Below are 22,890 nucleotides of genomic sequence, written 5' to 3'. Positions count from 1 at the left end.
ACTGGTCCACCCCTGATCACCGGCTGACTGACATCATCGACTTGGCGTCGAACCGACGGGCCTGCGCCCTCGTCGCGCCCGGGCATGACGGGCGATGCTATCACCTTCGGCCCCCGCCCCAGCCGCACACGGTGTCCGGCGTCGACCCCGCCAGCTGGGCAAAGTCCCGCAGAAGCCCCGAAACGCATCACGCTGGGTGACCGGGGCGGGGCTCAGAAGAGGCTGAGCGGGTCGACCTGGAGGCGGACCGGTTCGGCGGCCTTGCGGGCGCTGCGCCGGCCGGCCGCCGCGTGCAGGGCCTCGGCCAGCGCGGCGGCCCGGGCCCGGGGCACCCGGACCAGCATCCGTTCCCGGTCGTCGTCGGCCGGCACCGGGCCGAGCAGCTCCGCCTCCTCGGGCAGCGGCGCGCCGGCGAGCAGGTCGGCCACCGCGTCGGCGACCCCGGTGACGCTGGCCATCTTCACCGCCGGGGGAAAGCCCAGCTCCCGCCGCTCGGCCAGCTCCCGGGCGGCGAACCAGGCGGCGTCCCAGCGCAGCAGCGCCTGCACCGGGGCGAGCGCGCCGTCGGCGACCACCACCACCCGGCCGCCCGCCGGGGCGGGGCGGGCCAGCGCCGCGGCGGCCAGCCAGCGCCGCAGCGCCTCCTCCCCGGCCCGCAGGTCGGCCCGGGTGAGCAGGGCCCACGAGTCGAGCAGCAGCACCGCGCCGTACCCGCCCTCGGCCACCGGCTCCGCGCCCGGGGTGGCGATCACCAGCCCGGCGCCGCCCGGCACGGTGGCCAGCACCTCCTCCCGCCCCGAGGTGCGCACCGGCACACCGGGGAAGGCCCGACCCAGCTCCTCGGCGGTGCGCCGGGCGCCGGTCACCGCCGCGCGCAGCCGCCGGCCGCCGCACTCCGGGCAGGCGTAGGCGGCGGCGACCCGGCCGCACCAGCGGCAGGCCGGCGGGGCGTCGTGCGAGCGCAGGGCCAGGGGGCCGGCGCAGTGCGGGCAGCGGGCCGGGGTGCGGCAGTCCGCGCAGGAGACCGAGGGCAGGTAGCCGCGGCGGGGCACCTGGACCAGCACCGGGGCGTCCGCGCGCAGGGTGTCCCGGGCCGCGGTCCAGGCCAGGCTGGGCAACCGGGCGGTCGCCGCGCCCGGGTCGCGGGCCAGCTGCGGGTCGTCGCCGGTCGGCGCGATGGCCGGGGTACGCGCCCGCACGGTCGCCCGGTCGGCGACCACCTCCCGCGCCCAGCCGGTCTCCACCAGCAGTTGCGCCTCGGCGGTGCGGGCGTACCCGCCGACCAGGGCGCCGGCCTCGGCGAGCTGGGCCCGGGTGAGCAGCACCTCCCGGGCGTGCGGGTAGGGGGCGCGCGGCTCGGCGTGCAGGTCGTCGCCGTCGTCCCAGACGGCCACCAGGCCCAGCCGGTCCACCGGGGCGAACATCGCCGCCCGGGTGCCGATCACCACCGGCACGTCGCCGCGACGGGCGGCGAGGAAGGCCCGGTAGCGGCGGGCCGGACCGAGGGCGGCGGAGAGGCAGGCGTGCCGCCCCGGGCCCAGCGCGGCGGTCAGCGCGGTGTCGAGCCGGTCCAGGTCCCGGTTGTCGGCGACCACCACGACCGCGCCCCGGCCACCGGCGACGGTGGCGGCCACCGCGTCGGCGTACCGGGCGGCCCAGTCCTCGCCGGCCAGGGCCGACCAGACGGCGCGCGGGGCCCGGCCCTCGGTGAGCGCCCGCAGGTACGCCGGCCCCGCCGGGTAGTCCCCCCAACCGCGCGGCCCGACGGGTCCGTCGAACGGGGCCGGCCGGTCGTCGTCGGCGCGGGGCTCCTTCTCGACCCGGGCGTGCCGGGGCGGTACGGCCAGCCGCAGCACGTCGGCGAGGCTGCCGGCGTACCGGTCGGCGACCGCCCGGGCCAGCGCGGCGATCTCCGGGGCGAGCACCGGCTCGGGTGAGACGACCTTCTCCAGGTACGACAGGCGGGGGTGGTCGGACTCGGCGACCCGCTCCAGCAGCCAGCCGTCGACCAGCTGCCCGGCGAAGCGCACCTTCACCCGGACCCCGGCGACGGCGGTCCCGTCCAGCTCGGCGGGGACCAGGTAGTCGAAGGGCCGGTCCAGGTGGGCCAGGGGCACGTCCACGCAGACGCGAGCGACCGGCGACCCGTCCGCGGGTCGCCGGTCGCTGTGCCTGGCGCCGGTCAGGCTCCCGCGGCCGACTTGAGGTCGGCGGCCCGGTCGGTGCTCTCCCAGGTCAGCTCGGGCAGCTCACGGCCGAAGTGGCCGTAGGCGGCGGTCTGCTGGTAGATCGGGCGGAGCAGGTTGAGGTCCCGGATGATGGCGGCCGGGCGGAGGTCGAAGACCTCGCCGACGGCCTTCTCGATCGAGCTGACCGGCACGTTCTCGGTGCCGAACGTCTCGATGAACAGGCTCACCGGGTGGGCCTTGCCGATCGCGTACGCGACCTGCGCCTCGCAGCGCTCGGCCAGGCCGGCGGCGACCACGTTCTTGGCCACCCAGCGCATCGCGTACGCGGCGGAACGGTCCACCTTCGACGGGTCCTTGCCGGAGAACGCGCCGCCGCCGTGCCGGGCGTAACCGCCGTAGGTGTCGACGATGATCTTGCGTCCGGTCAGGCCGGCGTCACCCATCGGGCCGCCGATCTCGAACCGGCCGGTCGGGTTGACCAGCAGCCGGTAGCCCTCGGTGTCCAGGCCGAGGCCCTCCAGCTCCGGGGCGATGACGTGCTCGCGCACGTCCGGGGTGAGCAGCGAGTCCAGCGAGATGTCCGCGGCGTGCTGGCTGGAGACGACCACCGTGTTGAGCCGCACCGGCCGCAGGCCGTCGTACTCGATGGTGACCTGGGTCTTGCCGTCCGGCCGCAGGTAGGGCACGGTGCCGTCCTTGCGCACCGCGGAGAGCCGGCGGGCCAGCCGGTGCGCCAGCGCGATCGGCAGCGGCATCAGCTCGGGGGTCTCCGAGCAGGCGAAGCCGAACATCATCCCCTGGTCGCCGGCGCCCTGCGCGTCCAGCGCGCTCTCCGACGCGCCGGTACGCAGCTCGAAGGCGTTGTCCACGCCCTGGGCGATGTCCGGGGACTGGGAGCCGATGGAGACGCTGACGCCGCAGGAGGCCCCGTCGAAGCCCTTCTTCGACGAGTCGTACCCGATCCCCAGGATCGTCTCCCGGACGATGGTCGGGATGTCCGCGTACGCCTTGGTGGTCACCTCGCCGGCCACGTGGACCTGACCGGTGGTGATCAGGGTCTCGACCGCGACCCGGCTGTGCGGGTCCTGGGACAGCAGGGCGTCCAGGATGCCGTCGCTGATCTGGTCGGCAATCTTGTCCGGGTGGCCTTCCGTGACCGATTCGGACGTGAAGAGACGTGTCACGGCACTCCTAAACATGTGGAAACTCTTGAACGGTCGCTCGGCGGCAGTTTAGTCACCAGGTTCTAGGGTGACTCGTGGAACGGCGAGTCCCCCGGGTTCTGGGACGGTTGCGCCAGCCGGGTCGCCACGAGGTCCCAGACGCCGTCGGCCAGGTCCTCCTTGGCCTGCTCGGGCAGCCGGTGCACCGAGCCGTCCGCGCCGATGACGGTCGCCGCGTTGGTCTCGGCGCCGAAGACCTTGTCCACCCCGACCTCGTTGACGACGATCAGGTCGGCCCGCTTGCGGGCGAGCTTGGCGCGGCCGTTGGCCTCGGCGTCGCCGGTCTCGGCGGCGAACACCACCAGGACCTGCTCCGGCCGGCGGCGACGGCCCAGCTCGGCGGCGATGTCCGGGTTGGTGACCAGCTCGATGGTGGGCGCGCTGCCGTCCTCCGCCTTCTTGATCTTCCCGGTCGCGTAGCTTGCCGGTCGGAAGTCGGCCGGCGCCGCCGCCATCACCACGACGTCCGCGCCGTCGGCCGCCTCCAGGGTGGCCCTGCGCAGCTCCTCGGTGGTGCCGACCCGGACCACGTCGGCGCCGGCCGGGTCGGCCAGGGCGACGTTCGCCGAGACCAGGGTGACCCGGGCGCCGCGGGCGACGGCCGTGCGGGCGAAGGCGTAGCCCTGCTTGCCGGAGGAGCGGTTGCCGAGGAAGCGGACCGGGTCGAGCGGCTCGCGGGTGCCGCCGGCGGTGACCACCACGTACCGGCCGGTGAGGTCGGCCGGGGCGTCGAGACCGCGGCGCAGCGCCCGCCGGGCCACCGCGAAGATCTCGGCCGGGTCGGGCAGCCGGCCCTTGCCGGTGTCCGCGCCGGTCAACCGGCCGACGGCCGGCTCGATGACGCGTACGCCGCGGGCGCGCAGCGTGGCCACGTTGGCCACGGTCGCCGGGTGCTCCCACATCTCGGTGTGCATGGCCGGGGCGAGCACCACCGGGCAGCGGGCCGTCAGCAGCGTGTTGGTGAGCAGGTCGTCGGCGAGACCGGTGGCGGCCTTGGCGAGCAGGTCCGCGGTGGCCGGCGCGACGACCACCAGGTCGGCCCGCCGGCCCAGCCGGACGTGCGGCACCTCGTGCGCGTCGGACCAGACGTCGTCGGCGACCGGCTGGCCGCTCAGCGCCGCCCAGGTCGGCGCTCCGACGAAGCGCAGCGCCGACGCGGTCGGCACGACCCGGACGCGGTGGCCCGACTCGGTGAAGAGCCGCAGCAGCTCACACGCCTTGTAGGCGGCGATGCCGCCGCCGACCCCGAGGACGATCTCGGCGGACATCGACGCGCGGGCGGGTTACGGCTGGTCGGTCGGCTCGGCGGTGAGCAGACCGGCGTTGATCTCCCGCATGGCGATCGAGAGCGGCTTCTCCTGCGGGGTGGTCTCCACCAGCGGGCCGACGTACTCCAGCAGGCCCTCACCGAGCTGGCTGTAGTAGGCGTTGACCTGGCGGGCGCGCTTGGCGGCGAAGATGACCAGCGCGTACTTCGAGGTGGTCTTCTCGAGGAGCTCGTCGATCGGCGGGTTGGTGATGCCTTCGGGGTTGGCGATGGATCCCACGAATGAACCTCTGCGTCTGAAGTAACCGCGCGAACGCGGCCCGATCCCTTCAACCGCGCGACGGCGGCTGGGCCGGGGCCAGCAAGGAATAACCGAGCAAGCCTACCAGCTCGGCAACGGCCCGCCCGGTGTGGTCGTGACGGACGGTGTGTGCGGCGGCGGCCGTGACCGTCGGGTCCGGCCGGTGCCCGGGGGGCAGGAGCAGGATCAGCCGGGCGTCGGGCACCGCCGCGCGCAGCGCCAGCGCGCCGGGAAGGTCGAGCGGCAGCAGCACCGGCTGCCCGGCGGCCAGCCGGCTCCGCACCGGCTCCCGGGGCACGCCCCGGCGGTACGGCCCGATCCGGGTCCACTCCAGCAGCTGCCCGGCGGCGACCATCCGGTCGAAGTCGCGCGCGTCGACGAAGTGCCGGTCCACGCCCTCGGACTCGCCGGGGCCGGCCGGCCGGGTGGTGGCCGGCACCGGCACCCACACCGACGGCAGACGCGCCCGGACCAACCCGACCACACCGTCCCGACCCGTACCTGACGGTCCGCTCAGGACGGTGAGCCGAGCCGCCGGGCGCGCCCCACCATCCGTGCTCACTGCTTGTTTCTACACGTAGCCGCAGCTCAGTTGGCGGCGAACTCTCCAAGCAGCGCCTTGCGCTGCTGCTCGCCCAGGCCACGCAGGCGACGGCTGTCGGCGATCTTGAGCTTCTCCATGATCTGGGTGGCCCGGATCTTGCCGATACCCGGCATCGCCTGGAGCACGGCCGAAACCTTGAGCTTGCCGACGACGTCGTCGGACTCGGCCCGGTCCAGGACGGCGGCCAGGGTGGTCTTGCCCTGCTTGAGCTGCTCCTTCAGCTCAGCACGGGCCTTGCGGATCTCCGCGGCCTTCTCGAGCGCGGCAGCGCGCTGCTCAGGGGTCAGTGACGGGAGCGGCACCAGTTCTCCTCAGGTCCCTATCGCGACGGGCCGGACGCGCCGCCGCATCTGTGAAACGTGGTGTCGCTGGCAACCAAAGGGGTCCGTGGTTCCCAGCGCGGGGAAAACTAGCGGTCATCGGAGCTTTCGGCAACGTGGGCGCGCCATGATCAACAGAAAGTGACCGACCCATCAGTCAGTCAGGAGGCGGTCACGGCGGCGCGGCACTCGGCCAGCACCCGGTCCGTGGCGGCCCGCAGGGCACCGGTGTCGGGGCCCGCGTTCAATACCTCCCGGGAGTACGACGGCAGCACCGACGAGAGGCTGGTGCCGAAGACGGTACGGAGGTCCGCCGCCGTCGCACCCTGCGCACCCAGCCCCGGGGCCAGCAGCGGACCGTTCACCCCGGAGAGGTCGTGCCCGGTGTCGCCGATGGTCGCACCGACCACCAGACCGAAGCTGCCGAGCGGCTCCGCACCGCGGTTGAGCTGCGAGATCTCGTCGATGACGGTCTGCGCGACGGTGCGTCCGTCGGCCGCGCGGGCGTGCTGGACCGCGGCGCCCTCCGGGTTCGAGGTGAGCGCCAGGACGAAGACGCCGCCGCCGTGCGTGGCGGCGAGGTCGAACATCGGGGCCAGCGAACCGACGCCGAGGTAAGGACTGGCGGTCACCGCGTCGGCGTACAGCGGGCTGGCCGGATCGAGGTACGCGGCGGCGTACGCGGCGACGGTCGACCCGATGTCGCCGCGTTTCACGTCAAGCAGAACGAGGGCTCCGGCATCGCGTAACTGTCGGATAGTTGACTCAAGAATTTCCACTCCGCGGGCCCCGAACCGCTCGAAAAAGGCCGACTGGGGCTTGACCACCGCAACCCGGTCGCCGATCGCCTCGACCACCGTCCGGCTGAACCGGTCGAGCCCCCGGACGTCGTCGGTCAGCCCCCACCGGGCCAGCAGACCCGGATGCGGATCGATGCCGACGCAGAGCGGACCCCGCTCGGTGACCGCCCGGTGCAGCCGGGCCCCGAAACTCTCCATGAACGTCCCTCACTCCTCGTTGCGGTGCGGTGGTGGCCGGTGCTCGGTCAGCCGGCCTCGACGGCGGCGGCGATCCCCGCCGCGATCCGGGCCACGTCGGCGTCGTCGGTGACGTAGGGCGGCATGGCGTACACCAGGTCCCGGAAGGGGCGCAACCAGACCCCCTGGGCCACCGCGGCGGCCGTGGCCCGGGGCAGGTCCACCTCGTGGTCGAGCTGCACCACCCCGATCGCGCCGAGCACACGTACGTCGGCGACCCCGGGGGCCGCACGCAGCGGCTCCAGACCGGCCCGCAGCCCGGCGCCCACCCGGGCCACCTCGGCCGCCCAGTCGCCGGCGCGCAGCAGGTCCAGCGAGGCGTTGGCGACCGCGCAGGCCAGCGGGTTGCCCATGAAGGTCGGGCCGTGCGCGAGCACCCCACCGGCGGAGATGCCCTCGGCCACCTCCGGGGCGCACAGGGTGGCCGCCAGGGTCAGGTAACCACCGGTCAGCGCCTTGCCCACGCAGAGCACGTCCGGGGTCACCCCGGCGTGCTCGGCGGCGAACATCCGCCCGGTACGACCGAAGCCGGTGGCGATCTCGTCGAAGATCAGCAGGATCCCGTGTTCCCGGGTCACCTCGCGCAGCGCCCGCAGGTATCCCGGGTGGTGGAAGCGCATCCCGCCGGCGCCCTGCACCACCGGCTCGACGATCACCGCGGCCAGCTCGTCGGCGTGCCGGCGCACCGTGTCGGTCAGCGCCGCCAGGTACGCCGGGTCCGGCTCGTCGTCGAAGCCGCCCGGCGGGACCGGGGCGAAGACCTGCCGGGGCAGCACGTCGCCCCAGAGGTGGTGCATCCCGCCCTCGGGGTCACAGACGCTCATCGGGTGGAAGGTGTCACCGTGGTAGCCACCCCGCCAGGTGCCGAGCCGGCGGCGCTCCGGGCGTCCGACGGCCCGCTGGTACTGCAGGCACATCTTGACCGCCACCTCGACGCTGACCGAGCCGGAGTCGGCCAGGAAGACGTGCTCCAGGCCCGCCGGGGTCAGCTCGACCAGGGTCCGGGCCAGCCGGACGGCGGGCTCGTGGGTGAGCCCGCCGAACATCACGTGGCTCATCCGGCCGAGCTGGTCGACCACGGCCGCGTCGAGCACCGGGTGGCGGTAGCCGTGGATCGCCGCCCACCAGGACGACATCCCGTCCACCAGCTCCCGACCGTCGGCCAGCCGCAGTCGTACCCCCTGCGCGCTGTCCACGACGTACGGCGGGCTGCCCGGCGGCAGCGTCGCGTACGGATGCCAGACGTGCGCCCGGTCCCCGGCCAGAATCTCCTCGGGGGTCATCGGGTCTCCTTCATGTCGTCGGGCGGGCGGCGGGCCCGGCCCGCGCAGCGGGCGCGGCCCGGACGGCCGGACGGGCCTCTCCCCCGCGGACCTGTCCGGCTCCCGGGTCACCGCCGTGCGGCCGCCGGTACCACCGTCCGGCCCGTCGCCCGGACGGCCGAACGCACCAGGGCCGGACCGCGGTAGATGAAGCCGGTGTAGAGCTGGACCAGGCTGGCCCCGGCGTCGAGCATCCGGGCGGCGTCGTCGGGGTCGAGGATGCCGCCGACGCCGATGACCGGCAGCCGGCCGCCGGTCTCCCGGTGCACGAAGGAGACCACCTCCCGGGACCGGGCCGCCAGCGGCCGGCCGGAGAGGCCGCCGGCCTGCGCGCCGATCTCCCGGTCGACCGGGGCGAGCCCGTCCCGGGCCAGCGTGGTGTTCGTGGCGATCACCCCGGCCGCGCCCCGGTCCAGGCAGACCTGCAGCAGCTCGGCGATGGCCGGCTCGGTGAGGTCCGGGGCGATCTTCACCAGCACCGGCTTCTCCCCCACCAGCGCGGCCAACAGGGCGTCCAGGTGCGACCGGTCCTGAAGCGACCGCAGGCCCGGGGTGTTCGGCGAGGAGACGTTGACCGCGAAGTAGTCACCGTGCTCCCGCAGCGCGCGGTAGGAGGCGAGGTAGTCCTCGACCGCCTGCTCCAGCGGGGTCACCTTGGACTTGCCGAGCGAGATGCCCAGCGGCACCCCGATCGGGCGGGGCAGCGCCGACAGCCGCGCGGCGAGCGCCTCCGCGCCGGCGTTGTTGAAGCCCATCCGGTTCACCACGGCCTCGCTGTCGCGCAGCCGGAACAGCCGCGGCCGGGGGTTGCCCGGCTGGGCGTGCGCGGTGACCGTGCCCACCTCGACGAAACCGAAGCCGAGCGCCGGCCAGGCCGCCAGGGCGACGCCGTTCTTGTCCATCCCGGCGGCCAGGCCGACCGGGTTGGGGAACTCCACGCCGAACACCGTGCGCGGGGCCCGCTGGAAGTAGCGGGCCCGCAACGCCGCCAACGCGGCCGGCCGGCCGGAGAGCACGGCCAGCCGCCGCAGCGTCCACTCGTGCGCCTCCTCGGCGTCCCCGCCGCCGAGGGCGAAGAGCCGGGGCCGCACCACCCGTTCGAAGATCACTGGGCGGCCCGCAGCGAGGCGTGCAGGTCCTGGAGCGGACGGACCCGCATGTCGCCCCGGATCCGGGCCTCGATGCCCATCACCGCGGCCGCCGCACCCGGCACCGTGGTGATGCACGGGATGTCCGCGGTCACGGCCGCGCTGCGGATCTCGTACCCGTCGGAGCGGGCGCTGGCGCCGGAGCCCTGCGGGGTGTTGACCACCAGGGCCACGTCACCGCCGAGGATCAGCGAGACCGCGTCCTCCCCCTCACCCGACTGGTAGTGCTTGCGGATCTGCTCGCACGCGATGCCGTGCCGGCGCAGCACCTCCGCCGTCCCGGTGGTGGCGACGATCTCGAAGCCCAGGTCGGCGAGGCGCTTGATCGGGAAGATCATCCCACGCTTGTCCCGGTTGGCCACCGAGACGAAGATCTTCCCGGCGGTCGGCAGCGACCCGTACGCGGCGGACTGCGACTTGGCGAAGGCGTGACCGAAACTGGTGTCGATGCCCATCACCTCACCGGTGGACTTCATCTCCGGGCCGAGCAGCGAGTCGATGCCCTTGCCCGACGGGGTGCGGAACCGCTTGAACGGCAGCACCGCCTCCTTCACCGCGATCGGCGCGTCCGCCGGCATCGTGCCGCCGTCGCCGCTCGCCGGGAGCAGCCCCTCGGCGCGCAGTTCGGCGATGGTGGCGCCGAGCGCGATCCGGGCCGCCGCCTTGGCCAGCGGCACCGCCGTGGCCTTGGAGACGAACGGCACCGTCCGGGAGGCGCGCGGGTTGGCCTCCAGCACGTACAGCGTGTCGTCCTTGAGCGCGTACTGGACGTTGAGCAGGCCCTTCACGCCCACCCCGCGGGCGATCGCCTCGGTGTAGCGGCGCACCTCGGTCAGGTGCGAGCCGGCCAGGGTGATCGGCGGCAGCGCGCAGGACGAGTCGCCGGAGTGGATGCCGGCCTCCTCGATGTGCTCCATCACGCCACCCAGGTAGACCTCGCCGTCGGCGTCGCAGAGCGCGTCCACGTCGATCTCGATGGCGTCGTCGAGGAAGCGGTCCACCAGCACCGGGTGGTCGGGCGAGATGTCGGTGGCCCGGCCGATGTAGCCGCGCAGGGTGGCGTCGTCGTAGACGATCTCCATGCCCCGACCGCCCAGCACGTACGACGGCCGCACCAGGACCGGGTAGCCGATCTCGTCGGCGATCGCCTTCGCCTCGTCGTACGAGGTGGCCATGCCGTGCGCCGGGGCGCGCAGGCCGGCCCGGGCCAGCACCGCGCCGAACGCGCCGCGCTCCTCGGCCAGGTGGATCGACTCCGGGGAGGTGCCCACCACCGGGACGCCGGCGTTCTTCAGCCGCTGCGCCAGGCCCAGCGGGGTCTGCCCGCCGAGCTGCACGATCACCCCGACCACGCCGGGGCCGCCGGCCGCCCGACCGGACGAGTCCTCGGCGTGCCAGGCCTCCAGCACGTCCTCGAAGGTCAGCGGCTCGAAGTAGAGCCGGTCGGCGGTGTCGTAGTCGGTGGAGACGGTCTCCGGGTTGCAGTTGACCATCACCGTCTCGTAGCCCACCGCCCGCAGCGCTTGAACGGCGTGCACGCAGGAGTAGTCGAACTCGATGCCCTGCCCGATCCGGTTCGGCCCAGAGCCGAGGATGAGCACCTTCGGCCGGTCCGAGGGGACGACCTCGGTCTCCGAGTCGTAGCTGGAGTAGTGGTACGGGGTGGTCGCCTCGAACTCGGCGGCGCAGGTGTCCACCGTCTTGTAGACCGGGCGGATCCCGAGCCGGTGGCGCAGCGTACGCACGCCGTCCTCGGCGGCCAGCTCCGGGCGCAGCGCGGCCAGCTGCCGGTCGGACAGGCCGGCCCGCTTGGCCCGGCGCAGCAGCTCGGCGTCGAGCACCGGGGCGTCCACGATCTCGGCCCGCAGCTCGACCAGCGCGGCGATCTGGTCCAGGAACCAGGGGTCCATCCCGCCGGACGCCTCGGCCACCTCGGCGATCGAGGCGCCCAACCGCAGCGCCCGCTCCACGGCGTAGAGCCGGCCGTCGTGCGGCATCCGCAGCGCGGCGAGGGTGTTCTCCCGTGTCGCGCCCTCGGGATCGGGGACGGTCCAGAAACCAGATGATTTGGTTTCCATCGACCGCATGGCCTTGTTCAGCGCCTCGGTGAAGTTGCGGCCCAGGCTCATCGCCTCGCCCACCGACTTCATCGTGGTGGTCAGCTCCGGGTCGGCGCCGGGGAACTTCTCGAACGCGAACCGGGGGATCTTCACCACCACGTAGTCCAGGACCGGCTCGAACGCCGCCGGGGTCTTCAGGGTGATGTCGTTGGGGATCTCGTCCAGGGTGTAGCCGATGGCCAGCTTCGCCGCGATCTTGGCGATCGGGAAGCCGGTCGCCTTCGAGGCCAGCGCCGAGGAACGGGAGACCCGCGGGTTCATCTCGATCACGACGATCCGGCCGTCGGCCGGGTTGACGGCGAACTGGATGTTGCAGCCGCCGGTGTCCACCCCCACCTCGCGCAGCACGGCGATGCCGAGGTCGCGCAGGTTCTGGTACTCCCGGTCGGTCAGCGTCATGGCCGGCGCGACGGTCACGCTGTCGCCGGTGTGCACACCCATCGGGTCGACGTTCTCGATCGAGCAGACCACCACGACGTTGTCGTGCCGGTCGCGCATCAGCTCGAGCTCGTACTCCTTCCAGCCGAGGACGCTCTCCTCGATGAGCACCTCGTGCACCGGGCTGGCGGCCAGCCCCGACCCGGCGATCCGCTCCAGGTCCTCGTCGGTGTGCGCCATGCCGGAGCCCAGGCCACCCATGGTGAACGACGGCCGGATCACCACCGGCAGGCCCAGCTCGGCGACGGTGTCCCGGACCTCGTCCATCGAGTGGCAGACCCGCGAGCGCGGGGTCAGCGCGGACGGCTCCTCCACGCCGAGACGTACGCCGGCCTTGGCGACGATGTCCTTGAACAGCTGGCGGTCCTCGCCCCGGTTGATCGCCTCGATGTTGGCGCCGATCAGCTCGACGCCGTACTTGTCCAGCACCCCCGCCTCGTGCAGGGCGACCGCGGTGTTCAGCGCGGTCTGCCCACCCAGGGTGGGCAGCAGCGCGTCGGGACGCTCCTTGGCGATGACCAGCTCGACGAACTCCGGGGTGATCGGCTCGACGTAGGTGGCGTCGGCGAACTCCGGGTCGGTCATGATCGTCGCCGGGTTGGAGTTGACCAGGCTGACCCGGATCCCCTCGCTGCGCAGCACCCGGCAGGCCTGGGTGCCGGAGTAGTCGAACTCGCAGGCCTGTCCGATCACGATCGGCCCGGAGCCGATCACCAGGATGTGCTTGAGATCCTCGCGCTTAGGCATTCGTGCGCCCCTCGCTGTGGGTCCGGCCCTCACTGGGCTGCTGGTCGAGGGCACGGCCCTCGATCAGCTCGGCGAAGCGGTCGAACAGGTAGTCCGCGTCGTGCGGGCCGGCCGCCGCCTCGGGGTGGTATTGCACGGTGAAGGCGGGCACGTCCAGCGCCCGCAGCCCCTCGACCACGTTGTCATTGAGGCAGACGTGACTGACCTGGACGCCGCCGAACCCGGTGTCGATCACCTGGTCGGGGACGACGGCCCCGGCCTGCGCCCCCGGCACCTGCACGGCGAAGCCGTGGTTGTGGCTGGTCACCTCGACCTTGCCGGTGGCCCGGTCGAGCACCGGCTGGTTGATGCCGCGGTGGCCGTAGCCCAGCTTGTAGGTGCCGAAGCCGAGCGCGCGGCCGAGGATCTGGCTGCCGAAGCAGATGCCGAACAGGGGGATCCGCCGGCGCAGCACCTCCTCGGCCAGCGCCACCGGCCCGTCGGCGGTGGCCGGGTCACCCGGACCGGGCGAGAAGAAGACCGCGTCCGCGCCGGTGGCCAGCAGGTCGTCGATGCCGGAGCCGGCGGGCAGCACGTGGGTGGTGACCCCGCGCGCGGCGAGCCGGCGCGGCACGTTGCGCTTGATGCCCAGGTCCAGGGCGGCCACCGTGAAGCGGTGCTCGCCCTGCGCCTCGACGACGTAGGGCTCGGCGGTGCTCACCTGGGCGGAGAGGTCCGCGCCGACCATCTGCGGCGACTGCCGGACCCGGGCCAGCAGGGCGCGCGGGTCGTCGTCGACGCTGGAGATGCCGACCCGCATGGCGCCCCGCTCGCGCAGGTGCCGGGTCAGCGCCCGGGTGTCCACCCCGCCGATGCCGACGACGCCCTCGGCGGCCAGCCGGTCCTCCAGCCCGCCGGTGGCCCGCCAGTTGGAGCCGATGCGGGCCGGGTCGCGGACCACGTAGCCGGCGACCCAGATCCGGCCGGACTCGTCGTCCTCGCCGTTGACGCCGGTGTTGCCGATGTGCGGGGCGGTCTGCACCACCACCTGACGGTGGTAGGACGGGTCGGTCAGGGTCTCCTGGTAGCCGGTCATGCCGGTGTTGAAGACCGCCTCGCCGAAGGTCTCCCCGACGCTGCCGTACGCCTCGCCGTGGAACGTCCGCCCGTCCTCGAGTACGAGGATCGCGCCTCTACGCTTTCCCATTTACTGTGCCGGCCTTTCGTTCACGACTGCGGGGCTCCGCTTCGCTGCACTCCTCGCGCTCACCTGACAGCCTTTCCGTCCAGGACCGTCGGCTCGCCGCGCAGGAAGGTCGCCACGATGCGACCCGGCAGCGTCATGCGGGCGTACGGGGTGTTGCGACTGCGACTGGCCAGCTCCGCCGGCTCGATGACGCGGCGGGCGGCCGGGTCGACCAGGGTCAGGTTGGCCGGGACGCCGGGGGCCGGGTCGAGGCCGTGCCCCGCCAGGCCGGCGATCCGGGCCGGGGCGCGGGACATCCGCTCGGCGATCAGGTCCCACTGCGGGCCCAGCACGTCCAGCGCGATCGACAGGGCCGTCTCCAGGCCGAGCATGCCCGGCCGGGCGTACGCCCACTCGCACTCCTTGTCCTCCACTGCGTGCGGGGCGTGGTCGGTGGCGACGATGTCGATCACACCCTCGGCCAGCGCCGCGCGCAGCGCGGCGACGTCGGCGTCGGTACGCAGCGGCGGGTTGACCTTGTACACCGGGTCGTAGCTGGCCGCCTTCTCGTCGGTGAGCAGCAGGTGGTGCGGGGTGACCTCGGCGGTGACCTTCACCCCGCGCGCCTTGGCGTGCCGGAGCACCTCGACGCTGCCGGCGGTGGAGACGTGGCAGACGTGCAGCCGGCTGCCGACGTGCTCGGCGAGCAGCACGTCCCGGGCGATGATCGCCTCCTCGGCGACGGCCGGCCAGCCGGTCAGCCCGAGTCGGGTGGAGACCTCGCCCTCGTGCATCTGCGCGCCCTCGGTGAGCCGGGGCTCCTCGGCGTGCTGGGCGATGATCCCGTCGAACGCCTTGACGTACTCCAGCGCCCGGCGCATCAGCTTCGGGTCGGCGACGCAGTGCCCGTCGTCGGAGAAGATCCGGACCCGGGCGGCGGAGTCGGCCATCGCGCCGAGCTCGGCGAGGCGCTCACCGGCCAGGCCGACGGTGACCGCGCCGATCGGCTGCACGTCGACCAGCCCGGCCTCGCGGCCGAGTCGCCAGACCTGCTCGACGACGCCCGCGGTGTCGGCGACCGGCGAGGTGTTCGCCATCGCGCAGACCGCCGTGTAGCCGCCGAGGGCCGCCGCCCGCGAGCCGGACTCGACGGTCTCGGCGTCCTCCCGGCCGGGTTCGCGCAGGTGGGTGTGCAGGTCGACCAGCCCGGGCAGGGCGACCAGCCCGGTGCCGTCGAGCACGGTGGCCTCCGGCGCGTCCAGGCCGACGCCGGTCTCCGCGACGACGCCGTCGCGGATCAGCAGGTCGGTCGGCTCGGCGCCGACGACGCTCACGTTCTTGATCAGGTACGCGGTCACAGGTTGTTCCCCCCGAGCAGGAGATAGAGGACGGCCATCCGCACGGAGACCCCGTTGGCGACCTGTTCGACGATGGTGGAGCGCGGCGAGTCGGCGACCTCGGGCGTGATCTCCATGCCCCGGTTCATCGGGCCGGGGTGCATGACGATCGCGTGTTCCGGCAGCCGGCGCAGCCGTGGGCCGTCCAGGCCGTAGCGGCGGGCGTACTCGCGGGCGGAGGGGAAGTAGGAGTCGCCCATCCGTTCCCGCTGCACCCGCAGCATCATCACCACGTCCACGCCCGGAAGAACGGTGTCGAGGTCGTAGGAGACGTCGGTGCCGGGTGCGAGCGCGGCGGAGATGTCCACCGGGATGAGGGTGGGCGGGCCGACCAGGGTGACCTTGGCGCCGAGGGTGGACAGCAGCAGCACGTTCGAGCGGGCCACCCGGGAGTGCAGCACGTCGCCGACGATCGCCACGTGCAGGCCGGCGAGCCGGCCCAGCCGGGAGCGCATCGTGTACGCGTCGAGCAGCGCCTGGGTGGGGTGCTCGTGGGTGCCGTCGCCGGCGTTGACCACGGAGCCGTCCACCCAGTTGGCCAGCCGGTGCGGCGCGCCGGAGGCGGGGTGTCGGACGACGACCGCGTCGGCGCCCATGGCCTGCAGGGTGAGCGCGGTGTCCTTCAGGCTCTCGCCCTTGGTCACGCTGGAACCCTTGGCCGAGAAGTTGATCACGTCGGCGGAGAGCCGCTTGGCGGCGGCCTCGAAGGAGATCCGGGTCCGGGTGGAGTCCTCGTAGAAGAGGTTGACCACGGTCCGGCCGCGCAGCGCGGGGAGCTTCTTGACCTCGCGACCGGCGACGGTGGCCATCTCGGCGGCGGTGTCCAGGATCTGGGTGGCGGTGGCCGCGTCCAGGTCGGCGCCGGAGAGCAGGTGTCGGATCATGAGGGGGTCCCCCCGTACAACTTGACCTCGTCGAGGCCGTCGGTCTCGGCCAGGGTGACCTTCACGCTCTCGGCGAGCGAGGTGGGGATGTTCTTGCCGACGTAGTCGGCGCGGATCGGCAGCTGCCGGTGCCCGCGGTCGACCAGGACGGCGAGCTGCACGGAGGCCGGGCGGCCGAGGTCGTTGAGGGCGTCGAGCGCGGCCCGGACGGTCCGGCCCGAGAAGAGCACGTCGTCGACGAGGACGACCCGCTTGCCGTCGATCCCGCCGGGCGGAAGCTGGGTCGGACCGATCGCGCGGGTGGCGTGCCGGCGCAGGTCGTCGCGGTAGAGCGTGATGTCGAGCACGCCGACCGGGACGGCCACGTCCTCGAAGGTGCTGATCCGGGCGGCGAGCCGCTTCGCCAGCGGCGCGCCCCGGGTGGGGATGCCGAGCAGCACGGTGTCGGCGGCGCCCTGGGTCTTCTCCAGGATCTGGTGGGCGATGCGGTCGACCACGCGTGACACGTCGGTGGCGGCGAGGATCACCTTCACCGAGGGTTGTCGCGGTGGCGACGACGGGGCAGCCGGTGGGCAGGCCACGGCGGACCTCCTTCCCCGCCTCACGGGACGGGTCGTTAAAGGACGTCTGGCACCTGCGGCCGGTCCGGGGTCCGGCCCGACCGAGGCTTCACGCCACGTTACCAGTGGTCACCGGGTCGACCGCCGTCGGCACTGACCTCCGGATCAGGGCGGTGAAATGGGGACAACTCCCCCCACGCTCCGCAACCGGCGGGTCCGCGCCACTTGACCAGTTGTCGCAATCCCCGTACCGTCACGCTCCGTAGCGATCGCTGGGAGAACCCCAAAGCACAGCACTGGGAGTGTCCGAATGCCCTCTGAATACGCCAAGTCGCTGGGCGCCCGCCTGCGCTCCATCCGCCAGCAGCAGGGCCTGTCCCTGCAGGGGGTGGAGGAGAAGTCGAACGGGCGCTGGAAGGCCGTGGTGGTCGGCTCGTACGAGCGCGGGGACCGCGCCGTCACCGTGTCCCGCCTGGCCGAGCTGGCCGACTTCTACCGGGTGCCCGTCTCGGAGCTCCTGCCGGACGGCAGTGGCGTGCGTCACGAGGCCACCAGCAAGATCGTGCTGGACCTGGAGCGCCTCTACGACGAGGCCTCCGAGGACCTGGCCTACGTCGCCCGGTACGCCCGCGCCATCCAGCAGCAGCGGGGTGACTACAACGGCCGGGTGCTCTCCATCCGCGCCGACGACCTGCGCGCGCTGGCCATCGTCTACGACGCCTCGCCGTCGGGCCTGATCGAGCGGCTGACCGAGCACGGCGTGCTGGTCGCCGACCCCCGGGCGTTCTTCGCGTCCTGATCCACCGCGTACCGAAAGGGGCCCGTGCCGGTCGGCACGGGCCCCTTGTCGTCGCTACGGCTCACCGGTCAGCGGGTGGCGTACTCCGCGATCCGGCCGAGCAGGCCGTTGAGGAAGCGCGGCGAGTCGTCGGTCGACATCTGGCGGGCCAGCTCGACCGCCTCGCTGATCGCCACCGCGTCGTCGATCTCGTCGACGTAGAGCAGCTCGTAGACCGCGATCCGGGCCAGATTCCGGTCGACCACCGGCATCCGGTCCAGCGTCCAGCCCTCGGCGTAGCTGCCCAGCAGCTCGTCGATCCGGTCCAGGTGCGCGGCGACGCCCTCGACCAGGCTGACCGCGTAGCCCAGGTGGTCCGGGCGGGGCTTCTCGATCCGCTCGATGTAGCCGGCCAGCACCTCGACTGGCGGACGGTCCCGCAGGTCGGCCTCGTAGAGCACGTCCAGCGCCCGCTTGCGCGCCTTGCGGCGCGCCGGCATCTGCTGCTTCGGTGCCTCGGCCATCAGGCGCGGCCGAGGTAACGGCCGTCGCGGGTGTCGACCTTGATCTTCTCGCCGGTGGTGATGAAGAGCGGCACCGGCACGGTCGCGCCGGTCTCGACGGTGGCCGGCTTGTTGCCACCGGTCGACCGGTCGCCCTGCAGGCCCGGCTCGGTGTAGGTGACCTCGAGCACGACCGAGGTCGGCAGCTCGATGTAGAGCGGCACACCCTCGTGGGTGGCGACGGTCGCCTCGGCCTCCGGGAGGAGGTAGTTGGCGGCCTCGCCGACGGTGCCGCCGGGGACGGTGATCTGGTCGAAGGTCTCCAGATCCATGAAGACGTAGTCCTCGCCGTCGGCGTACAGGTATTGCATGGTGCGCTTGTCGACGGTGGCGGTCTCGACCTTGGTGCCCGCGTTGAAGGTCTTGTCGACCACCTTCCCGGACAGCACGTTCTTCAGCGTGGTGCGCACGAAGGCGCCACCCTTACCGGGCTTGACGTGCTGGAACTCGACGACGGACCACAGCTCCCCGTCGAGGTTGAGTACCAGGCCGTTCTTGAGGTCGTTGGTGGAGGCCATTTCCTGCCTTGATCATCAATTGGCGGACAGACCTGACAAGTCTACAAGCTGCGTCGAACCCCGATCCGCCCCCGCCGTGGTCCCCCGGAGAGGAGGCGGCGGTGGCTGCCGCGCAGCCCCATCCCTCCCCCGCCTTTGCTCTGCTGCAACCCACGCAACAGTCACCCGGGGTGACCCATGGTCCGACCGGCCGCCCTCCGCGCGGATCAGATCCCTGCTGGTGCCTGGCGGTGTCGCGTGGGCCGCAGCAGAGCAAAGCGGCGGGTAGGGCCGTCGGCCGGGCGCGCGAGTGTGACCGTGTGTGACAGACGGCATACCCGAACCGACGGCACGGCACGCAACGACACGGTGCCCGGAAGGCTCAGGAGACCTGGCTGGCCGGCCGTGCCGCCAGGTGGTGCAGAGCCAGCCGGTAGCCGTCCACGCCCAGCCCGCAGATCACCCCGGTCGCCACCGCGGAGACCACCGAGTGGTGCCGGAACTCCTCCCGGGCATGGATGTTGGAGATGTGCACCTCGACCAGCGGCCCGCGCAGCATCGCGCAGGCGTCCCGCACCGCGATCGAGTAGTGCGACCAGGCGGCCGGGTTGAGCACCACCGCGGCGCCCTCGTCGGCCGCCGCGTGCAGCCACCCGATCAGCTCGTGCTCGGCGTCGGTCTGCCGGACCACCACGTCCAGCCCCAGCTCCGCGCCGACGTCGGCGCACATGTCCGCCAGGTCGGCGTAGCTGGTCACGCCGTACACGTCGACCTGCCGGCTGCCCAGCCGCCCCAGGTTCGGTCCGTTCAGCACGTACACCCTCATGAGGCCACCTCCCGGTAGGCCTCGGCCAGCAACTCGTCGTCCGGGCCGTCCAGGATCGCCGGCCGGGCCAGCCCGTCCAGCACCACGAACCGCAACCGGCTGCCCCGGGCCTTCTTGTCCACCCGCATCGCCGCCAGCAGCTGCGGCCACGCCTGCGCCGGGTAGCTGGTCGGCAGCCCGAGCGCGGCCAGCACGGTGCGGTGCCGTCGCGCGGTGGCCTCGTCCAGCCGGCCGGCCAGCCGGGCCAGGGTGCCCGCGTACACCGTGCCGACGGCCACCGCGTGCCCGTGACGCCAGCGGTAGCCCTCCACCTTCTCGATGGCGTGGGCCAGGGTGTGGCCGTAGTTCAACACCTCGCGCAGCCCCGACTCGTGCAGGTCGCTCGCCACCACGTCGGCCTTCACCCGGATCGCCCGCTCGATCAGCTCCCGGGTCACCGGACCGGCCGGGTCGGTCGCCGCGGCCGGGTCCGCCTCGACCAGGTCCAGGATCACCGGGTCGGCGATGAAGCCGCACTTGACCACCTCGGCCAGCCCGGCGGCCAGGTCGACCGGGGGCAGGCTGTCCAGGGTCGCGAGGTCGCAGACCACCCCGGCCGGCGGGTGGAAGGCGCCGACCAGGTTCTTGCCGGCGGCGGTGTTGACGCCGGTCTTGCCGCCCACCGCCGCGTCCACCATGCCGAGCAGTGAGGTGGCCACCGGGACCCAGCGCACCCCGCGCAGCCAGCAGGCCGCGACGAAGCCCGCCAGGTCGGTCACCGCGCCGCCACCGACCCCGACCACGGCGTCGTTACGGGTGAACCCCGCCTCGCCCAGCCGGTCCCAGCAGTCGGCCGCCACCTCGATCCGCTTACCCGCCTCGGCGTCGGGCACCTCGATCAGCAGCGGCGTCACGCCCGCGGCACGCAGCCGCGTCGCGACCGCGTCGGCCAGCTTCGCCAGCGGCGGGGCGTGCAGCAGCGCCACCCGGGTCGCGCCGGGCAGCAGCCCGACCACCTCGTCGAGCAGATCGCGTCCGACCAGCACGTCGTAAGGCCGCTCGCCGCCGACCGGGATCCGGGTCACCTCGTCCATCGCCGGCAGCCTAGTGCAGCGCCGGCCGCCGGAGCGGGCGCTGTCCACCTGCTGGCGCGCCGCGCAGGTCGACGGGCCGTGACGCCGCCCCGCCGGTGGCGTTTGACCCGGCGGGGCCGGGGCACGGCCCAGGGGACGGCCCACGACCACGGAGGTACCCATGGCCACCACGACCATCGACGGCGCCGACATCCGGCTGCCGGCCATCATCCTCGGCGTCGGGCTCGGTGGGTTCGTCGACGGCATCGTGCTGCACCAGGTGCTCCAGTGGCACCACATGCTCAGCAGCACCGGCAGCGACAACGTCGGGGTGAAGGCGTACCCGGTGGACACGGTGTCCGGACTGCAGATGAACACCCTCTGGGACGGGCTGTTCCACGTGGTCACCTGGGTGGCGGTCCTCACCGGCCTGGCCCTGCTCTACTCCCGGGTGACCCGCTCGCGCGGCCGGCTGTGGCGCTCCCCCGCGCTCTGGGGCTGGGCGCTGGTCGGGTGGGGGCTGTTCAACCTGGTCGAGGGGATCGTCGACCACCACCTGCTCGGCATCCACCACGTCCACGGTGGCCCGCACCAGACCGCCTGGGACGTGGGCTTCCTGGTGCTCGGGGCGGCGCTGGTCGCCGCCGGCTGGGCGGTGCAGCGCCGCGCCACCGTGGTCGACCTCTGCGCCGACCGGCCGTGACGCACCCCGGGCACGGCACCGGGGTGGGGCCGCTGCTGCTCGTACCCCTGCTGGTGTTCTGGGTCTATCTGGCGGCGGCCCTGCGCCTGCGCGACCCGGGGCGCGGCGGGTGGGACCACCGGCGGACGGCGAGCTTCGGCGCGGGCTGCGCGCTGCTCGCGGCCGCCGCCCTGCTCCCCGGCCACGACCTGGTCACCCACATGGGACGACACCTGCTGGTGGGCATGCTGGCCCCGCTGGGGCTGGTGCTCGGCGCGCCCGGCACCCTGGCCCTGCGCACCGTGCCGCGCCGGGTCGGCCGGACGGCGGTGCGCCTGCTGCGCCAGCGGGCCGCCGGGGCGCTCGCGCACCCGGTCACCGGGCTGCTGCTCACCGCGGGTGGGTTGTGGTTGCTGCACCTGACCCCGCTGTACCGGGCCACGCTGGAGCATCCGGTGCTGCACGGGCTGGTGCTGCTGCACTTCCTCGCCAGCGGATACCTGTTCACCTGGTCGATAGCCGGACCCGACCCGGGACCCCACCGGCCCGGCGTGCCGCTGCGGTTGGTGGTGCTCGGGATCGCGGTGGCCGCGCACGCCGCCCTGGCGCAGCTGCTCTACGCCGGCCTGGTCGACACTCCCGCGCCGCCGGAGCAGCTGCGGGCCGCGGCCACGCTGATGTACTACGGCGGCGACCTGGCCGAGATCCTGCTGGCCCTGGCACTGCTGGTGACCTGGCGTCCCGAGCGGACCGGTGGGGCCCGTCGACCCGGCGCAGGCCCCGATCAGAGCACCGTCCGCTCGGCCCAGCCCGCCAACCGGCCCGCGTAGGCCCGGACGGCGGTTCGCAGCGCGTCCGGCGCGAGCACGGTGAACGGCCAGCCCAGGCCGGCGAGCAGCTGCGCCATCCCGTCCAGGTTCTCGGCCCGACCGCGCAGCAGCACCCCGTCCCGCACCACGGTCAACTCGGCCACGCTGGGCGGGATCCGACGGCGGGCGGTGACGAGATCGGTCTCCAGCAGCACCTCGACGGAGTGCGCGTAGGGCACGGCGGCCAGCGCGCGGGACACGTGGGCCACCGCGTCGAAGCCGTCCGGCACGGTGAACCCCGTCGACCCGACGGCGACCGTGTCGATCCGGTCCAGCCGGAAGGTGCGCAGCTCGCCCCGGAGATGATCGTGGCCGGTGAGATACCAGCGTCCCGCGTGGAAGACCAGCCCCCACGGGTCGACCTCCCGCCGGGACTCGTCCCCCGCCCAGGAGCGGTACGCGAGGGTCACCCGGCGGCGCTCCCGGGTGGCCTCGGCGAGCGCGAGCAGCGTGCCGGTGGCCGGACGGACGGCCGGGTCGGTACGGCGCAGGGTGAAGCCGAGATGCTCCTGCACGGCGGCGAGCCGCTCGGCGAGCTCGGCGGGCAGCACCCGGTTGATCTTCGCCGACGCGGTGGCGGTGGCCGGCTCCTCGGTGCCGAGCCCGAGCCGTTCCGCGGCGACCAGCCCGAGCAGCACCGCGACGGCCTCGTCGTCGGTGAGCATCAGCGGCGGCAGCTTGTAGCCGGGACGCAGCCGGTAACCGCCGTACCGGCCGCGGGTGGCCGTGACCGGGATGCCGAGGTCGACCAGGGTGGCGGCGTAGCGGCGCACGGTCCGCTCGTCGACGCCGAGGCGCCCCGCGAGCTGCGCCCCGGTGAGTCGGTGGTGGCTCTGGAGCAGCTCCAGCATGCCGAGCACCCGGCCGGCGGGATGTGACACGGAGCACCTCTGCATTCCGG

The 22,890-nt window shown here is 73.5% G+C and carries 22 protein-coding genes; 3 read left to right on the top strand and 19 right to left on the bottom strand.

The annotated features are described in order from the left end of the window. Positions 1–212: 212 nt before the first annotated feature. From GA0070564_RS19420 to pyrR, 14 genes are all read right to left on the bottom strand, one after another. A complete protein-coding gene (locus tag GA0070564_RS19420; RefSeq protein WP_091610141.1) occupies positions 213–2,123 on the bottom strand; it encodes a primosomal protein N' in 1,911 nt (636 codons plus the stop codon). A 59-nt stretch (positions 2,124–2,182) separates the two neighbouring features. After that, a complete protein-coding gene (gene metK, locus GA0070564_RS19415) occupies positions 2,183–3,388 on the bottom strand; it encodes a methionine adenosyltransferase (RefSeq protein WP_091610139.1) in 1,206 nt (401 codons plus the stop codon). A 47-nt stretch (positions 3,389–3,435) separates the two neighbouring features. Continuing rightward, entirely contained in the window at positions 3,436–4,680 is a 1,245-nt protein-coding gene (coaBC, locus tag GA0070564_RS19410) for a bifunctional phosphopantothenoylcysteine decarboxylase/phosphopantothenate--cysteine ligase CoaBC (RefSeq protein ID WP_091610137.1), read from the bottom strand. A 15-nt stretch (positions 4,681–4,695) separates the two neighbouring features. Continuing rightward, entirely contained in the window at positions 4,696–4,959 is a 264-nt protein-coding gene (gene rpoZ, locus GA0070564_RS19405; RefSeq protein ID WP_007075826.1) for a DNA-directed RNA polymerase subunit omega, read from the bottom strand. Between the two features lie 49 nt (positions 4,960–5,008). Continuing rightward, positions 5,009–5,542: a nucleoside/nucleotide kinase family protein gene (locus GA0070564_RS19400; RefSeq protein WP_091610135.1), complete on the bottom strand. Its 534-nt coding sequence runs from the start codon at positions 5,540–5,542 to the stop codon at positions 5,009–5,011. 26 nt (positions 5,543–5,568) lie between these two features. Next, entirely contained in the window at positions 5,569–5,886 is a 318-nt protein-coding gene (gene mihF, locus GA0070564_RS19395) for an integration host factor, actinobacterial type (protein ID WP_088970961.1), read from the bottom strand. 179 nt (positions 5,887–6,065) lie between these two features. Continuing rightward, on the bottom strand, positions 6,066–6,902 hold the full coding sequence (gene pyrF / locus GA0070564_RS19390) for an orotidine-5'-phosphate decarboxylase (RefSeq protein ID WP_091610132.1): 837 nt from the start codon (positions 6,900–6,902) through the stop codon (positions 6,066–6,068). 47 nt (positions 6,903–6,949) lie between these two features. Next, complete coding sequence (locus GA0070564_RS19385) at positions 6,950–8,224, bottom strand: adenosylmethionine--8-amino-7-oxononanoate transaminase (RefSeq protein WP_091610129.1); 1,275 nt, start codon at positions 8,222–8,224, stop codon at positions 6,950–6,952. A gap of 107 nt (positions 8,225–8,331) precedes the next feature. Further along, positions 8,332–9,372 (bottom strand): quinone-dependent dihydroorotate dehydrogenase, encoded by a 1,041-nt coding sequence (locus GA0070564_RS19380; protein ID WP_091610127.1) that lies wholly within the window; start codon positions 9,370–9,372, stop codon positions 8,332–8,334. Then, positions 9,369–12,716, bottom strand: a complete 3,348-nt coding sequence (gene carB, locus GA0070564_RS19375) for a carbamoyl-phosphate synthase large subunit (protein WP_091610125.1) — start codon at positions 12,714–12,716, stop codon at positions 9,369–9,371. Before carB ends, GA0070564_RS19380 begins: the two co-directional genes overlap by 4 nt. After that, positions 12,709–13,902 carry a glutamine-hydrolyzing carbamoyl-phosphate synthase small subunit gene (carA, locus tag GA0070564_RS19370; protein WP_091610123.1) on the bottom strand — a complete coding sequence of 398 codons (1,194 nt, stop codon included), beginning with the start codon at positions 13,900–13,902 and terminating at the stop codon, positions 12,709–12,711. The genes carB and carA overlap by 8 nt, the downstream gene beginning before the upstream one ends. Before the next feature lie 59 nt (positions 13,903–13,961). Further along, positions 13,962–15,239, bottom strand: a complete 1,278-nt coding sequence (locus GA0070564_RS19365) for a dihydroorotase (RefSeq protein WP_091610121.1) — start codon at positions 15,237–15,239, stop codon at positions 13,962–13,964. Beyond that, positions 15,236–16,162, bottom strand: coding sequence for an aspartate carbamoyltransferase catalytic subunit (locus tag GA0070564_RS19360; RefSeq protein WP_088970954.1), 927 nt, complete (start codon positions 16,160–16,162; stop codon positions 15,236–15,238). The genes GA0070564_RS19365 and GA0070564_RS19360 overlap by 4 nt, the downstream gene beginning before the upstream one ends. Then, on the bottom strand, positions 16,159–16,743 hold the full coding sequence (gene pyrR, locus GA0070564_RS19355; RefSeq protein ID WP_091610119.1) for a bifunctional pyr operon transcriptional regulator/uracil phosphoribosyltransferase PyrR: 585 nt from the start codon (positions 16,741–16,743) through the stop codon (positions 16,159–16,161). The genes GA0070564_RS19360 and pyrR overlap by 4 nt, the downstream gene beginning before the upstream one ends. A gap of 289 nt (positions 16,744–17,032) precedes the next feature. On the opposite strand from pyrR, the gene bldD reads away from it, so the two are divergent. Then, positions 17,033–17,521, top strand: coding sequence for a transcriptional regulator BldD (bldD, locus tag GA0070564_RS19350; RefSeq protein ID WP_088970952.1), 489 nt, complete (start codon positions 17,033–17,035; stop codon positions 17,519–17,521). Positions 17,522–17,589: 68 nt separating this feature from the next. On the opposite strand, the gene nusB is transcribed toward bldD, so the two are convergent. The 4 genes from nusB to aroB form a co-directional block, all read right to left on the bottom strand. Next, positions 17,590–18,000, bottom strand: coding sequence for a transcription antitermination factor NusB (gene nusB, locus GA0070564_RS19345; RefSeq protein WP_176730748.1), 411 nt, complete (start codon positions 17,998–18,000; stop codon positions 17,590–17,592). 23 nt (positions 18,001–18,023) lie between these two features. Further along, positions 18,024–18,581, bottom strand: a complete 558-nt coding sequence (gene efp / locus GA0070564_RS19340; RefSeq protein WP_053655444.1) for an elongation factor P — start codon at positions 18,579–18,581, stop codon at positions 18,024–18,026. Between the two features lie 361 nt (positions 18,582–18,942). Beyond that, positions 18,943–19,386: a type II 3-dehydroquinate dehydratase gene (aroQ, locus tag GA0070564_RS19335; RefSeq protein WP_091610115.1), complete on the bottom strand. Its 444-nt coding sequence runs from the start codon at positions 19,384–19,386 to the stop codon at positions 18,943–18,945. Then, positions 19,383–20,459, bottom strand: coding sequence for a 3-dehydroquinate synthase (gene aroB / locus GA0070564_RS19330; RefSeq protein ID WP_091610398.1), 1,077 nt, complete (start codon positions 20,457–20,459; stop codon positions 19,383–19,385). Before aroB ends, aroQ begins: the two co-directional genes overlap by 4 nt. 160 nt (positions 20,460–20,619) lie before the next feature. Between aroB and GA0070564_RS19325 the strand changes: the two genes are divergently transcribed. Both GA0070564_RS19325 and GA0070564_RS19320 read left to right on the top strand, forming a co-directional pair. Continuing rightward, positions 20,620–21,141 carry a DUF2243 domain-containing protein gene (locus tag GA0070564_RS19325; RefSeq protein ID WP_091610112.1) on the top strand — a complete coding sequence of 174 codons (522 nt, stop codon included), beginning with the start codon at positions 20,620–20,622 and terminating at the stop codon, positions 21,139–21,141. Next, a complete protein-coding gene (locus tag GA0070564_RS19320) occupies positions 21,138–21,950 on the top strand; it encodes a cytochrome c oxidase assembly protein (protein ID WP_218104967.1) in 813 nt (270 codons plus the stop codon). The genes GA0070564_RS19325 and GA0070564_RS19320 overlap by 4 nt, the downstream gene beginning before the upstream one ends. On the opposite strand, the gene GA0070564_RS19315 is transcribed toward GA0070564_RS19320, so the two are convergent. After that, positions 21,905–22,870 carry a helix-turn-helix transcriptional regulator gene (locus GA0070564_RS19315; protein WP_091610110.1) on the bottom strand — a complete coding sequence of 322 codons (966 nt, stop codon included), beginning with the start codon at positions 22,868–22,870 and terminating at the stop codon, positions 21,905–21,907. The two genes, GA0070564_RS19320 and GA0070564_RS19315, sit on opposite strands and share 46 nt — an antisense overlap. Positions 22,871–22,890 lie beyond the last annotated feature (20 nt).

The organism is Micromonospora mirobrigensis (assembly GCF_900091555.1).
Classification (GTDB): Bacteria; Actinomycetota; Actinomycetes; order Mycobacteriales; family Micromonosporaceae; genus Micromonospora; species Micromonospora mirobrigensis.
This window is presented reverse-complemented; position numbering and strand designations above follow the sequence as displayed.

Coding starts and splice junctions, on each gene's coding strand:
- metK (WP_091610139.1), bottom strand. CDS start 3,388: ATGTTTAGGAGTGCCGTGACACGTCTCTTCACGTCCGAATCGGTCACG.
- coaBC (WP_091610137.1), bottom strand. CDS start 4,680: ATGTCCGCCGAGATCGTCCTCGGGGTCGGCGGCGGCATCGCCGCCTAC.
- pyrF (WP_091610132.1), bottom strand. CDS start 6,902: ATGGAGAGTTTCGGGGCCCGGCTGCACCGGGCGGTCACCGAGCGGGGT.
- GA0070564_RS19385 (WP_091610129.1), bottom strand. CDS start 8,224: ATGACCCCCGAGGAGATTCTGGCCGGGGACCGGGCGCACGTCTGGCAT.
- carB (WP_091610125.1), bottom strand. CDS start 12,716: ATGCCTAAGCGCGAGGATCTCAAGCACATCCTGGTGATCGGCTCCGGG.
- carA (WP_091610123.1), bottom strand. CDS start 13,902: ATGGGAAAGCGTAGAGGCGCGATCCTCGTACTCGAGGACGGGCGGACG.
- GA0070564_RS19360 (WP_088970954.1), bottom strand. CDS start 16,162: ATGATCCGACACCTGCTCTCCGGCGCCGACCTGGACGCGGCCACCGCC.
- bldD (WP_088970952.1), top strand. CDS start 17,033: ATGCCCTCTGAATACGCCAAGTCGCTGGGCGCCCGCCTGCGCTCCATC.
- nusB (WP_176730748.1), bottom strand. CDS start 18,000: ATGCCGGCGCGCCGCAAGGCGCGCAAGCGGGCGCTGGACGTGCTCTAC.
- efp (WP_053655444.1), bottom strand. CDS start 18,581: ATGGCCTCCACCAACGACCTCAAGAACGGCCTGGTACTCAACCTCGAC.
- aroQ (WP_091610115.1), bottom strand. CDS start 19,386: ATGAGGGTGTACGTGCTGAACGGACCGAACCTGGGGCGGCTGGGCAGC.
- aroB (WP_091610398.1), bottom strand. CDS start 20,459: ATGGACGAGGTGACCCGGATCCCGGTCGGCGGCGAGCGGCCTTACGAC.
- GA0070564_RS19325 (WP_091610112.1), top strand. CDS start 20,620: ATGGCCACCACGACCATCGACGGCGCCGACATCCGGCTGCCGGCCATC.